Annotated in this window: 9 protein-coding genes; 4 read left to right on the forward strand and 5 right to left on the reverse strand. The window is 41.1% G+C overall.

Going from position 1 to position 13925, the window contains the following annotated elements; translation table 11 throughout:
• Positions 1–106: 106 nt before the first annotated feature.
• A complete protein-coding gene (locus tag IQ246_RS23850) occupies positions 107–784 on the reverse strand; it encodes a GntR family transcriptional regulator (protein ID WP_194005810.1) in 678 nt (225 codons plus the stop codon).
• Positions 785–864: 80 nt separating this feature from the next.
• Between IQ246_RS23850 and IQ246_RS23855 the strand changes: the two genes are divergently transcribed.
• The 3 genes from IQ246_RS23855 to IQ246_RS23865 all read left to right on the forward strand — a co-directional run bounded on the left by IQ246_RS23855 (position 865) and on the right by IQ246_RS23865 (position 5676).
• Positions 865–2487, forward strand: a complete 1623-nt coding sequence (locus IQ246_RS23855; RefSeq protein ID WP_194005811.1) for a 2-isopropylmalate synthase — start codon at positions 865–867, stop codon at positions 2485–2487.
• Between the two features lie 248 nt (positions 2488–2735).
• Complete coding sequence (locus IQ246_RS30585; RefSeq protein WP_244142137.1) at positions 2736–4520, forward strand: MBOAT family protein; 1785 nt, start codon at positions 2736–2738, stop codon at positions 4518–4520.
• Entirely contained in the window at positions 4486–5676 is a 1191-nt protein-coding gene (locus tag IQ246_RS23865; RefSeq protein ID WP_194005812.1) for a hypothetical protein, read from the forward strand. Before IQ246_RS30585 ends, IQ246_RS23865 begins: the two co-directional genes overlap by 35 nt.
• A gap of 158 nt (positions 5677–5834) precedes the next feature.
• On the opposite strand, the gene IQ246_RS23870 is transcribed toward IQ246_RS23865, so the two are convergent.
• On the reverse strand, positions 5835–8747 hold the full coding sequence (locus IQ246_RS23870) for a TIGR02921 family PEP-CTERM protein (RefSeq protein ID WP_208492273.1): 2913 nt from the start codon (positions 8745–8747) through the stop codon (positions 5835–5837).
• A gap of 67 nt (positions 8748–8814) precedes the next feature.
• Positions 8815–11055 (reverse strand): tetratricopeptide repeat protein, encoded by a 2241-nt coding sequence (locus IQ246_RS23875; protein WP_194005813.1) that lies wholly within the window; start codon positions 11053–11055, stop codon positions 8815–8817.
• Between the two features lie 342 nt (positions 11056–11397).
• Here IQ246_RS23875 and IQ246_RS23880 point away from each other — a divergent pair, with 342 nt between their 5' ends.
• On the forward strand, positions 11398–12003 hold the full coding sequence (locus IQ246_RS23880) for a cupin (protein ID WP_194005814.1): 606 nt from the start codon (positions 11398–11400) through the stop codon (positions 12001–12003).
• Positions 12004–12147: 144 nt separating this feature from the next.
• On the opposite strand, the gene IQ246_RS23885 is transcribed toward IQ246_RS23880, so the two are convergent.
• Together IQ246_RS23885 and IQ246_RS23890 are read right to left on the reverse strand one after the other, a co-directional pair.
• On the reverse strand, positions 12148–12930 hold the full coding sequence (locus IQ246_RS23885; protein WP_194005815.1) for an anti-sigma factor: 783 nt from the start codon (positions 12928–12930) through the stop codon (positions 12148–12150).
• Entirely contained in the window at positions 12923–13528 is a 606-nt protein-coding gene (locus tag IQ246_RS23890; RefSeq protein WP_194005816.1) for a sigma-70 family RNA polymerase sigma factor, read from the reverse strand. Before IQ246_RS23890 ends, IQ246_RS23885 begins: the two co-directional genes overlap by 8 nt.
• Positions 13529–13925: the final 397 nt, after the last annotated feature.

The raw sequence follows: 13925 nt of genomic DNA on the forward strand, positions 1-13925 counted from the left end.
ATTGGGCATGGGGCATTGGGCATGGGGCATTGGGGATTGGGCATTGGGGATTGGGGATTGGGCATTATTAATTTCTGGAAATGTCGAATGTTGTAGCAAGCAAAAACTATGTTAGTGGAGTTTTATGCTGCAAGTATGCAACTAGCTGCTCTCCTGCGGTGTCAATGTGTCGCTTCAATAACCTGACGGCAGTTTTTGGATCTCGCTGACGACAAGCATCCAAAAGCTGATAGTGTTCCTTTTGGGAACGCTCGTGATAATCCATTTGCGTCATCTGCACGCGGATATAGCGAGAGCAATTAACATGCAAGTTTTTAATCATCATCAGCAGCCGAGGACGTTCCGCAGCTGCGTACAGCGTTGCATGAAATTCCCAGTTGAGTTTTGCTAATATACCTGCATCAGTTGCTTGGTCAGTTACTTCCAGAATCACAGCAGCTTTTTCTATATCTGATTCACTTAACTTGGGTATTGCTATTTGTATCGCTTTGACCTCCAAGGCGCTACGAATCTCGCAGATTTCTTGCGCTTCAGTGGCTGTTAGCACTGATACTATTGCACCGCGATTTAGATACAGTGTTACCAATCCTTCTGCTTCTAGCTGTTTGAGTGCTTCGCGTACGGGAATGCGGCTGACTCCAAACTGAGTGGCGATTTCATCTTGTCTTAAGGATTGTCCTTCTTGAAAAATACCCCGCAGAATCGCTTCCCGTAAGGCGTCGGCAATTAAATCTGGGGTACTGCGTTGTTGCAGCACGTTGGCTGCCAAGTCATTTAAGTTCATAATTTATATTGTATACAAAAAATCGTATACAATATCCAAAGTTACAAACAACAATCCCCTGAAAATTACAGGAGACAGTTATGAGCATTGCATCTCAAGCAAACCGAGTTATTATCTTCGATACCACACTACGGGATGGCGAACAATCACCAGGCGCAACATTAAACGTAGAAGAAAAGCTTGCGATCGCTCATCAACTGGCTCTACTCGGTGTCGATGTGATTGAAGCAGGTTTTGCTGTAGCCAGTCCCGGAGATTTCCAAGCTATTAAAACCATTGCTGAACAAGTCGGGATAAAGGGTGGCCCAATCATTTGCAGTTTGGCGCGAGCGATTCGCCAAGATATTCAAGCAGCCGCTGAAGCCTTGAAACCCGCTGCTCACTCCAGAATCCATACGATGATTTCCACCTCTGATATTCACCTTAAATATCAGTTGAAAAAGTCCCGCAGCGAAGTATTGGCGATCGCCGAAGAAATGATTGCATACACCAAGTCGTTTGTGGATGATGTAGAATTTTCGCCAATGGATGCTAGCCGCACTGAAAGAGAGTTTCTCTATCAGGTATTGGAGGTAGCGATCGCCGCAGGTGCAACCACGATTAACATTCCTGATACCGTCGGCTACTGTACACCCAAAGAAATGGGAAATCTGATTCAAGGTATTCGAGAACACGTTCCTAATATTGATCAAGTGATTCTTTCTGTTCACACCCAAAATGATTTGGGTTTAGCTACAGCTAACGCTTTGGCAGCAATTGAATATGGTGTGCGTCAGGTAGAATGTACGATTAATGGTATTGGTGAACGAGCAGGCAATGCAGCACTAGAAGAGATTGTCATGGCCTTGCAAGTTCGCAAACCCTTTTTTAACCCCTACTTTGGTCGTCCGGTCGATTCTGATGCACCCTTAACGAATATAAAAACCCAGGAGATTTACAAAACCTCATCCTTGGTTTCCCAATTAACAGGAATGTTGATTCAACCCAATAAGGCGATCGTGGGGGCAAACGCTTTTGCTCACGAGTCTGGGATTCACCAAGATGGTATCATCAAGCACCGCCAAACGTACGAAATTATGGAAGCTGGTGCGATCGGTTTGCCGGAAAATCGTATTGTTTTGGGTAAGCACTCTGGAAGGAATGCTTTTCGTACTAGGCTTAAAGAGTTGGGTTTTGACCTAAATGAAGCAGATTTAAACAAAGCCTTCAATCGGTTTAAAGAAGTCGCCGATAAGAAAAAGGAGATATCAGATTGGGATTTAGAAGCGATCGCTAGAGATGAAACGCAGATTCAAGTAGAAAGTGGGTTTCAAATTGAACACGTCCAGGTAATCTGCGGTGACTGTACTTGCCCAACTGCAACCATCACAATTGTCACCCCCGATGGTAAAATTCTCACAGATGCGAGTGTAGGTACTGGCCCAGTGGATGCAGTGTATCAAGCAATCAGTAAACTAGTGCAAATTCCCAATCAACTAATTGAGTTTTCTGTCCAATCTGTAACCGGAGGAATTGATGCGCTGGGAACTGTGACAATTCGTTTGGGATATCAAGAGCGGATATTCTCTGGGCAAGCATCTGATACTGATATCGTGGTGGCAGCAGCTTATGCTTATATAAACGCCCTGAATCGCCTCTATCGTTACTTGCGATCGCAAAGGCTGCATTTGCAGGTGACAAGCTCTGCTATCATTTCTAGGTAGGTTATTGTTTGTAGTTTGTAGTTGGCCCTATCTTCGCTAAAGCACCAACTACAAAACTATCAAAAGAACTATGAATCAACAACTTGAGCTGAATGAATAGCTGTACAAGGCTTTGCTCCTGATTTTCGCAGATGTCTAATGTATCGTGATCAAAGTGAAATGGTATAACTCAAGAGATTAGCGATCGCATTTTTGATCAATCTACATCAAGTAGCGGCAAACCTTTAGTTTTATTCGTTATTGGATAAATGTCATTTAATTCAGCTGAATTTTTTGTTTTTGTAGGAATTATTTATCTGCTCTATCGGATCATTGCTTTCCGTGGGCAAAATATGATGCTGCTCATTGCCAGTTATGTATTTTATGGCTGGTGGGATACACGTTTACTTTTTCTGATTGTTTTATCAACAGTTATCGACTTCAACTGCGGATTGATGATTGAATCAGGTCGTCTGACACGATCCAACCGCTACTTGGGTTCCTGGTTAGTAATCTTTGCAGCCTTGGTTTTTGGGACATTGCAATGGAATGCAGTTCAAATAAGAACAGCTCCCTTGGGAATATCAGTACAGTGGGGGGAACTTTTTCCTCTGATTTGGACAGGCTGGTTAATTCTGCTGGGGGCGCTAGCGTTAATCATCATTGCCAACCTTTTATATAACCGATGTGTAGCACTCAAGAGGGAGAAACGCCGTCAATTATTTTTGTGGATCGGTATATGTTGTAATCTGGGCATTCTCGGTTTTTTAAAATACTGTAATTTCTTCCTTGAAAGTGCAATTGAGCTAATACGGGTAATAGGAATGCCAGTAGAATTATTGCACTTAAGCTTAATTGTGCCTATAGGAATTTCGTTTTACACATTCAAAGCAATTAGCTACGTCGTTGATATTTACAAAGGTAAAATGGAGGCGTCAGGTAGCTTATTAAACTTTGCCCTGTTCTTGGGTTTCTTTCCAACCCTACTTGCAGGCCCAATTGACCGAGCATCGCAATTACTACCGCAGTTATCAAATCCGCGATCGCTAAGTTTGCAGCAATCATCTGAAGGTGTCTTTTTGATTTTATTTGGTTTGTTCAAGAAAGTCGCGATCGCTGATGGAGCTGCTAGTTCGGTCAACGCAATCTATCAGACTACTGGAACAGTTTCTTGGATTGATGTTGTCTTAGCAACATTCCTCTTTACTATCCAGATATACTGCGATTTTTCTGGCTACTCCGACGCTGCTAGAGGTGTATCCAAGCTTTTCGGGATAGAACTGGTGGACAACTTTGATTTGCCATACTTTTCCCAGACCCCCAGCGAGTTCTGGCGTCGTTGGCATATCAGTCTTTCCACTTGGCTACGAGACTATCTTTACATCCCTCTGGGTGGCAGCCGTCAAGGGGAACGCAGAACTTATCAAAATCTCATGGTAACAATGGTGCTTGGAGGGCTTTGGCATGGAGCAGCATGGAACTTTATTCTCTGGGGTTTTTATCAGGGAGCAATTCTTTGCTTGTATCGAGCCTTAACTCCCAAGATAGACAAGGTAAAACTATTTTTGAGTCAAAGTATTGAACTGAATGGCACTAAGTTCATCTGGGGAGGAAAACAAGACTCTTTTCTGACTTTTGGGCATGAGAAGCATAAAATTCCCCAGTCACCAACACCCACTTTAACTTCTTTACCTTCATACTATTCAGGTATTGTACTTCTGGGGAGAATAGCGGCAATCCTGTTGTTCTTCATAATCACTTGCTATGGATGGCTACTATTTGGCGCTATTTCTTTGGCTCAAGTTATTACCTTCACCAAAATTTTGTTTACAGATTTTGGCAATTTTGCCCTTAGTATACCGAAGCCCCCACTAGCTGTAATATTGGGGATTCCGCTATTGATTGGCTACGAATTTCTCAAATATGCTGTTAAATCAAATTTAAGCCGTCATTTCCCCCCACCAGTTCGTGCAGCTTTTTACGCCGCACTAATCTTTATTCTGTTAATGGGAACGAGTAATGCACCTACTCAATTTATCTACTCTCAATTTTAAGCCACCCTCTACTGGTAAGGGACTCCGTAAAAGGATCGTGATGGGACTATGGATTATTTTCTTCCTATTTGTAATAGATGTTGCAATCAACCTCTTGTTTCCCTATCCTTCAGATCCACGCATTTTGAATCACAGTCAACTCAGCCTTTATTTTAACTATGGTCGCTCACTTGAGGGCAAGCTTTCACAAATGGTCGGGCCAACAGATGAGTCTAGTTCCGCCATCGCCATAGCTGGTTGGTTAGATCCAGAGTTATGGAAAAAATCAAATTTACCAACTAGTCCTGCAACCAGGGATGACTTGCTGATTGCTATTTATGGCATGTCATTCTCTAATTATGTGGGTGAAGCCATCAAAGAAATCGATCCTAAAGTCACGTTGAGGATGATTGCAGGGCCAGCAGCTCCGCCAAGCTACTCCTTTGCTGGATACAAACTAGACCGAGGTAGACATCAGGCTGATGTTGTGATTTTAGGAATTCTGGCTTCTAGTATTAAAGGAATGGGTGCGATGAATGGCATGACATGGCAGTTTGAAGCCCCAGCCCCTTATACTTACCCAGCATACTTGCTAGAAGACGGTAAACTCAAAGAGATAACGCCGATGCTCTCATCCCTGGCTCAACTACGGGCTACCCTTAGTGACAAGCAAAAGCGGAATGCATTACTAGCCCAACTGCAACAATACGATCAATTCTTTAATTCGTTTCTGTTTGAGCAGAATTTTCTAGACAACTCTACAACTATCCGGTTAATTCGTAGAGCTTTTGCACAACGTCATCAAAAGAATATAGAGAGTCAGATTCATAATTCTAATGGGTTCAACGAAAAAACTCAAGTACCAGTTTTGAGAGCAATAATTACTGATTTTGCAGCAACAGCTAACAAGGACGGTAAATTGCCAATTGTAATTCTATTCAATGATCGCGGCTATGAGAATCATTTGTTTTATGCATTGGAAGCAACCCTCAAGAGTGCTGCTATTCCATACGTAAGCACCCATAACATTGCTCCAGCTTCTAACTTGAATAACTTTACTGCTGATGGTCACTTTGTCAATAGTGTCAATAAACAAATAGCCAAAGCTGTACTTGGGTTGATCGACGAGCATTTTCATGCGCGTAGTTCTACTCGATCTGTTTTCCCCGCTTTGTAAGTGCATCGTCAATACGGTTGGGGGAGAGGGGGAGGAACGCCGCTCCGGTACTGCGTACTGGGTACTGGGAAAAGGGTTTTAAAATTTGGCGGTGGGTAAAAGCCACCGCCATAATTTTTCGATTTTACACACAGTCCCCAATCTCTAATCCCAATTAATTAACGCCGACGCTTCACAAGCATGAATACGGCGATCGCACTTACACCTAAAAGCCATCCTCCTGATGCTTCAGGTACACTAACTTTCAAGGGATTAATGGGTTTAGAGAGATTTTCCTTACCATTCTCAACTTTGCGATCAAAGCGATCGCTTTGGGCTTCTGCTTCTTTGAGCAACTGTCTTTGTTCATCGTTGACTAATACCAACATCGAAGAATAAGGGCTGACAATCTGATACTTTTTAGCTACAGCATGAATCGCATCCAAACTTTTGAGGTTGTCTAACTTAATTTTTTTACTCAAACCTAAAATTAATTGTCTAGCTGCTAATGGCAAAAAATCATCTTGTTGGTTACTAGTTGCAATTGCTGTGTCTAATGTTTGCAAATACCAAGCATAACCATTAACAACACTTACAGAGTCACTTAAAACTGATTTGGTAGCAATTCGTTGCAGCACCTCCGAAATATCAACACCAACTTCACCACCGCTATCTTGTAATGATTTAATGATGCCATCATTATAAGCCCCAGGTAATCCACCTAGATGTACCATCCACAAAGGTGCAGGCGTTTCGGGAACGGTTTTATTGTTCTTCGACAATTCATAACTACCTTCATCACTCAACAGCAAAACGACATCATAAGCTGTATCTCCACGCAAATTATTAAACTGTGTCAGCATTTCTTGGGGTTGAATTGTGCCGTAAAAAGTGACTTTTTCCGGTTGGAATTGCTGGAGATCATCTAACCGTTTGGGTGTCGCTCCAGGAGAAACACTCAGATATAAATCTGCATCGTTGTTTGTCAACTCATTATCTGCAAAGCCGTGTTTTTTCAACCATGATAATGTTTGCACCAATTCTTTAATATGTTCCCCCATGCTACGAGAGGTATCGAGAACTACAGCAACTCGCTGGTTTTTGGTTAAGGTGTAATCTTGACGAGATAGGGGTTTAGCTAATATTTTGTAGCCTTCCTCTAAATTTACTTCATGTAATACAGGCTGAATTTTTCCACTCGCGGGGATGAATTCTTCTAACCAAGCATCGTCTTTCCAACCGATTTCTTTACCGTTGCGGATACGCTTGGTTTGATTAGTCCAGAATATATTACGTTTTTCCCCTAAATCGGGCATTTCCCAACCCAAGTCTTGTCCCAGCACTTTGTAAGTTAACCATAGGTGCATTTCTGTGGGAAGAGGTGGTTGCCCTTCTCTTTGTTGTATATTGTTAGGAGGAATAGGAAAAGCCCGTAAGCGATAATGTCTCGGCCCTACTTGTTCCAACAAAGCTGGATCTATAGGCCGTGAACGTCTAACTTGAGAATTATAAACTTTCTGGGCAGCACCGCGACTAGAGACAACAAAAGGAAAACGTTGGTCTAATTTATTAGTATCTCCTAACCATAAGCCAGTAATTACAGCGCTTTCTGGCAAAGAAAAGGAGTAAAAAACTTCCTGAACTTCTCGTGTTTGATTTTTATAAACTTCGTACAATTCCACATCAGCCCAATCACCATGTTCTTGAACTGTGACTTGTTGTGATAACAATAAAACTTTTTTTTCGTTGATATTTAATAAACCTGCTTTAACTTCTTGTTCGTTAAAAGTAGATTGTACTGCGTGACTAACTGCTGTTTTTTCTGCTTTTTGTAGAGGTGTATCAAAAAAATCGGCGTAAAGTTTCTCTGCTTTGGCAGAATCTTTTTCAGAACCATTATATAAAAATGGCGACATCAGAAAATTATAAGTTGCTTGCAATCCATCAGCAGCCGATTTATCTAAGCCTAATACATGATGATACATAGCACTGATGTGGTTATTTTCTTGCTTGCTGCTCAGGTAGCGGTAAGAAGATAAATAAGCGTTAACTAATCCTGTACGGATTTGTTCTGACTTGGCTACGAGCGTTTGGCGATCGCGATCATTTTTAGGTGTATTAGCTAAGAGTGAAAAAGCTAATACTTGGGGTTGTTGTTGTAAAGATATAAAAGTAACTGCGAACGCCACAACAACTGCACCAGCACCAGCAAATGTTTTATTTTTACCATGTTCTAAAGCAAAAGCTCTTAGAATTTTTGCTCCCGAATGGACATACATTGCTGTTAATGCTGATGGCATGGCAATAAACAATGTAGCACTAAAACCAAGAATAGCTAGCCAAGTGAGAATCAGTAATAAGCCCCCCACAAAAGCTGAGTGATGTAGTATATCCCATAATGGTTTTACCCATGCAAATTTGATGAATTCTTGCAACAGAAATACTGCTAATGGCAAGGCATAAAATAACAACACCACACCCGCATAAATGCCAAATACCAGCATTAATGTATGGGCTAACATTTGTACCCATTGCAAACCACTTTTGCGTCGGTTAGCATAACCCCAAAATAATTCTCCAGTAAAAGCAGCTATACATACGCTCGTTGTTATTAGAATTTGGCTACTAGCTGATGTCAGTTCTCGAATCACAAATAACCGCAGCAAACACAACACAAATAGCGGTGCTTCTACACCATAAAATAAGCGGATTAGTTGTAAAGGTTGTTTACTAAACCTCCAGCCACCGATAATACTGGAAATTGTGGGAATTGCAATTAAAGTAACTAGAGTCAAGGAAAATTCAGTTGGGATATCACCTGTTAAGGTTGCCTGAAATAATGGCACACCTACGTATGGTAATATCCCTATATAAACTAACATTAAAAATGTCAGGTTCCAGAGCCAAAAAATTCCGTAAAAACTTGTATTCCAAAACAATTTCACAGCTTTACTCCTCCGAAAATATTTAACCTGGTTGCGGCGAGTAGTCCCCCACCAACTTTTATGTATGGTGGGGGAGGAACGCCACTCTGGTACTGGGTACTGGGAAAAGTTTTTTAAAATTTGGTGGTGGGTAAAAGCTCCCACCATAATTTTTCGATTTTACACCAAATCCCCAATTCCTTTAACTAAAATTTAACACTTCCGACGCAGATAATCATTGAATCAACTGCTGGAAACGCTTATCCTCTGAAATCTCATCAAAATCCAAGTCAACTGCTGCTTCTTCTTTGTATCTGGGATTAAGTTCAATTGCTTGTCGCAGAGTTTCTAGAGCTAATTCAACTTGTCTTTGTAGTGCATAACAAGCTGCTTTGTTGTAACAGGCGCTAGCATAATCTGGCTTAATTTCCAAGGCTTTGTTAAAACTAGCGATCGCTTCATCATCGCGTCCTAATCTCACCAAAGTATAACCACGTTTATCCCAAGCTTTCGGGGAATTAGGTTGAAATTGTAGCGCTTGATCAAAAGAAGCGATCGCCTCTTCATATTCTTCTAATTCTATCAGAGCTAGACCGCGATTCATCCAAGCAACTACATCATCAGGCTTGACTTGCGTAGCTTGATCAAAAGAAGCAAAAGCTTGCTGATGCTGTCGTAAATAGCCGAAAGCTACACCGCGATCGCACCAAGCTTGATGATTATTGGGATTAATGTTAATAGCTCTATCATAAGAAGCGATCGCATCTTTGTAGCGTTTTAATCTTGCAAGAGTAATACCGCGTTTGAACCAAGTTACAGCATCATCAGGCTGGATTTGAACTGCTTTATTGTAAGCTGCGATCGCATCATCATATTGCTTTTCAGAAAACAGAAGATCACCTTCTTTTACATAATCCTCAGCAGAGACTTCTAGTTCCTCTGGCTGTTCCTGTATTTCTTGTTCAACTTGCTGATCTACAAGTTCTGGGATGGACGTAGATGTGATATCAACTAGCTCGTTAAGAATTAAATCTTTTCTTTGTTGAGCATCCATCTGTAGCTCAGATAGTTGCAAAACAAAATCTGTTTCTAATTTTTCTAATTTTTCGAGAATAAGATTTTTTTGGTGTTGAGCATTAAACTGTAATTCTGAAAATTGCGAACTAAATTCATCACCCGATTTTTCTAAATCATCAATAATTAATTCTTGGCGTTTTTGAACATCTACTTGTAATTCAGATAGTTCTAAAGCAAATTCTGATCGCAATTTTACTAAACTTTCAATAATCTGATCCTTTTGCTGCTGAGCATCCACCTGTAATTCCGATAATTCAGATTTCAATTGACTATCTACTTTCCCCAAGTTCTCAAACGTGATATTTTTCTGCTGCAAAGCATCAATCTGTAATTCCGATAGTTGAGATGCAAATTCTGATTGCAATTTTACTAAACTTTCAATAATCTGATCCTTTTGTTGTTGAGCATCCACCTGTAATTCCGATAATTCAGATTTCAATTGACTATCTACTTTCCCCAGATTCTCAAGCGTGATCTCCTTCTTTTGCAAAGCATCTACTTGTAATTCCGATAGCTGATATGCATACTCTGACTGCAATTTTGCCAAACTCTCAAGAGTCTGATCCTTCTGCATCTGAGCATCAAACTGCCATATAGAAAGTTGAGATTTAAACTCAGACTTTGATTCTTCTAAATCAGCAATAGTCAATTCTTGCTGTTGTTGTACACCCAACTTTAAATTAGATGATTCCTCAGTTAAAGAAGATACTAATTTACCTAAATTATCCAGCGCTATATCTCTATGTTGTTGAGCGCTTAACTCTAATTTAGATAGCCCAGAAGCAAATTCTGATTCTAAAGTTTGTATATTTTGTTGAGACTGTTTGATTTCAGTTTCTAATCTAGCTAATAGTTGTACTTTAGCTTTATTTAGCTCCGATGTAAATAAAGGTAAATTTCCTTCTTCACTTTTTATTTTTTGTTGTAAAATATCAGCTTCCTGTTCTAATTTATGAGTTATATTTTTAGCCTCTTGAATAAGATTTTCAGCGTCTTGCTTAACAGTAGTAAGTTGAGTTTCTAATTTTTCCATTCCCTGTAGCTGTTTCATAGCTCTATCAGCAATTTCACGAATTACCACCCGTCGTAACAGCCAAAATAAAGCAATTGCTGCAACTGGAAATAGACTTAATATAACTAGCCACACATTGAGCAGGATGGTTGTACGGCTAAAAGCGCGATTGAAATCAGATTGGACTTGCTGTTGAAGCCGCTTTTCCGATCGCAGCCGTGCTAATTCTTCCCGTTCCTGATTTGATAAAATTCGAGCAGGCGTCAGTGCTGGAGAGGGAGATGGTGCAGGTTGTCCACTGACAATACCAGCGGATAGTAGCAAAGGCGAAAAGACAATAGCGCCTTTCAACACTAAAGCAAAAATAGTTTGATTTTTGTTCTTCATAACAACCATCCCCATCTGTTGGTCAGCTTTGGAAGCGGCGTGCTTCTCTACAATCTATAACAAAATTAAGTTCTGTAATATTGCTAAAGGCATCGATTCACTAATAGATGCTTACAAAGACTGGAAAACTTTCGTTGCATCCGTGTTTTCTGCCGTTCTTGCGGATATGAGTTGATGCACATCTTGGACACTGCATAGCGATCGCTCCAATTCATACTTCAATTATGCAACGCCCAAAATTTTGTTACCCCAAACAATTAAACCGGGTAGCAATATAAGAGCAAAGGAGCTTGGAAGCGTGGTAAAAGCAGATACATAACAATTATTGAGTTCTGAAAAGATATGGTAAGTCAAGATTGGTTGGTGACAGAAGAAGGCAAGTGTGAAGCTTGGGAAGAATTAGCAGATGACCTAGAATTATCCACAGGACAATATCGGCTCTATCGGTTTTTAACGGATCTTGAAGATATTCTGTATAAATTTCAGAGCGATCGCCAACGATTACAAGCGATTTATCCCCTAGTGCGGCGATTATTGACCAGTTCGGAATGGTTGCAAGGTGAATATCTCGAACCCGACTCAGAAACAGGTTGGTCGGTACTCACCCTATACGATGAGCCGGATTTTCCTTTGACTGTGCAGACAGTCGCATGGTTGCCAGCAAGAGTATCACCAATTCATAATCATGCTACCTGGGGAGTTGTCGCACTGATTAGTGGAGAAGAAAAAAATACACTGTGGAGACGGACTGATAATAACGGTGGTATTGAAAAAGTTGGCGAAATTATTTTAACTCCAGGAGACATCATTAGTTTGATGCCAGATGCAATCCATCATGTTGAAGCACTTGGTGAAGAACCGACGATTAGCTTCAATTTGTATGGCGAAACCAACTACGAACAGCGATTTGAATTTGATCCAGTTGCTGGTACTGCAAAGAACTTTTGATGTCGCTTTCAGGAGTATCAACGGTTCATATTTTTGATGTCTGCAAGCCGCACACTCGTGACTTTTAGTCATGAGTTAGGTGCTTCATATTTCTATACTGGATTTGACTTTCAGGGACTGGTTTAAATTATCTCCTAAATTCACTTAAATCTGCGAACTTTGCATAACTACAGTTCCAGTGGGACGAGAGACGTTTGTATCTGTCTCCAGCGTCACAATTAACCCAGAAAATTGTGGGTGATAAAATTCTTTGTACATTTGATTTGTGAATGGTAATTCAAAGGAAGCAGTTCCCCAAGAATAGGGCTTGACTTCACCACAGGGTAACTTTTCACTATTCACAATTGTCCATAAGAAATAGATATAACCAGGAGGTGGAGCGGGAAGATTTTGGAACACCATTACCGCCTTTTGTTGTTCAGGATCGATTACTATACTTCCTGAACTGTTATTGGTCGATTTGACTGATTTAAAGGGAAACATTCGTGTTTGGGAATTTTGGAGTAGGCTTTTAACAGCTTGGGCTTGGGCAAAATCCTGTTGTAAACGCTGGTTTTCTGCTGTGACAATATTCAAATTTTGACGTAGCCGATAGTAATCGACCCCCAAAACTACCACAAATAGTGCAGCAATACTACCAGCAATTCTTCTCCATCGCAGTGGCGATCGCTTAACCACAGGAGCCTGTGTAGTTGAGTTCTCAGCTTGTTCCAGAATTTTGGGCAGTAAATGTGCTGGTGCTTCTACCTCAGTAAAGCCATCTAGCACTTGTCGCAGAACTTCCTGCAAATCATCAATTTCGGCAATCAGTTCTGGATGTTCATCAAGTAATAGCCGAAACTCTTGGGCTTCTTCAGGGGTGAGATCATCGACGACAAACCCCGCAGCCAAGTTTTTGATGTGTTCGGGATCGAAAGATTTATTCATAGATTGACAAATCAGAATCTAGTAAAATGCGCTTGAGTTTAAGTAATCCTTGGCGGGTGCAGGTTTTGACTGTGCCTAGAGGGATATCAATTTTTTGAGCAATTTCTGACTGACTTAATCCTTGGTTATAAGCCAATTCGATTACTTGGCGTTGTTTTTCGGGTAGTTGTGCTAAAGCATGGTGAATTCGCCCGGATCGCTCTGCAAAACTTGCCTGTTCAAAGGGTGTTAGCTCTGGTGTTGCTTCATTTGTCATGGTTTGTCCCCACTTTTCCACAAGTTTGAGTTGTCTAGTGCGAGCGCGTAGCTTATCAATCGCCCGCGATCGCGTGACTGTCGCCAAATAGCGCACAAAAAAGCGACAATCAGGATGACTAGATGCTTTGCGCCACAGTGTGAGAAAAATTTCTTGAGTCAAGTCTTCGGCTTCTTGGGAATTAGCCAAAATTTTTAGAGCTAATCCATAAACTAAACGACCATGACGATGGAACAAAACACTTAATGCCGCCGAATCGCCATTTTTGAGAGCTACAAATAAAGCTTCATCCGTAGCGATCTGAAGGTTTTGAGAATTTGGCTGGGGAAGTTTAGGCTCCATGCTTTGTCAAAAACAGGTTTAAATATCTACCGGAGCAAGTTATCGTTCTGCTTTGTGCCATCACCTCTCTCCCAGATTAAAACAAGCAACTCTTTTCTGTGGACAATGCCATCTATTCTGATGACGACTGGCAAAGCCAATTGGATTGAATGCTCGATTTAAATATTTAAAAAAATTAATCATCAGCTGCTATATTCCCCAGGCTTTTATTTTGGCATCTCCAATCAGGGGTGAGGCCAAGTTCTACTTCCCAGTTCCAGTCATCGTTAGGTTGACACTCCCCACGCCTAAAGGCGGGGGATTCCAGCGTCACTGACGTTCCTTGCTTTTACAGGTCTTGCGACCAATAGAAGTAGAGGAAACATCTCGACTGGCGTTACTTTGGGGTTGCCCACCC

It is taken from the genome of aff. Roholtiella sp. LEGE 12411 (genome assembly GCF_015206995.1).
In the GTDB taxonomy this organism is placed as follows: domain Bacteria; phylum Cyanobacteriota; class Cyanobacteriia; order Cyanobacteriales; family Nostocaceae; genus Komarekiella.

Excerpts from the sequence above, each read along its gene's own strand:
- IQ246_RS23850 (WP_194005810.1), bottom strand. The coding sequence starts at position 784 with ATGAACTTAAATGACTTGGCAGCCAACGTGCTGCAACAACGCAGTACC.
- IQ246_RS23855 (WP_194005811.1), top strand. The coding sequence starts at position 865 with ATGAGCATTGCATCTCAAGCAAACCGAGTTATTATCTTCGATACCACA.
- IQ246_RS30585 (WP_244142137.1), top strand. The coding sequence starts at position 2,736 with ATGTCATTTAATTCAGCTGAATTTTTTGTTTTTGTAGGAATTATTTAT.
- IQ246_RS23865 (WP_194005812.1), top strand. The coding sequence starts at position 4,486 with ATGCACCTACTCAATTTATCTACTCTCAATTTTAAGCCACCCTCTACT.
- IQ246_RS23870 (WP_208492273.1), bottom strand. The coding sequence starts at position 8,747 with ATGGTGGGAGCTTTTACCCACCACCAAATTTTAAAAAACTTTTCCCAG.
- IQ246_RS23875 (WP_194005813.1), bottom strand. The coding sequence starts at position 11,055 with ATGAAGAACAAAAATCAAACTATTTTTGCTTTAGTGTTGAAAGGCGCT.
- IQ246_RS23880 (WP_194005814.1), top strand. The coding sequence starts at position 11,398 with ATGGTAAGTCAAGATTGGTTGGTGACAGAAGAAGGCAAGTGTGAAGCT.
- IQ246_RS23885 (WP_194005815.1), bottom strand. The coding sequence starts at position 12,930 with ATGAATAAATCTTTCGATCCCGAACACATCAAAAACTTGGCTGCGGGG.
- IQ246_RS23890 (WP_194005816.1), bottom strand. The coding sequence starts at position 13,528 with ATGGAGCCTAAACTTCCCCAGCCAAATTCTCAAAACCTTCAGATCGCT.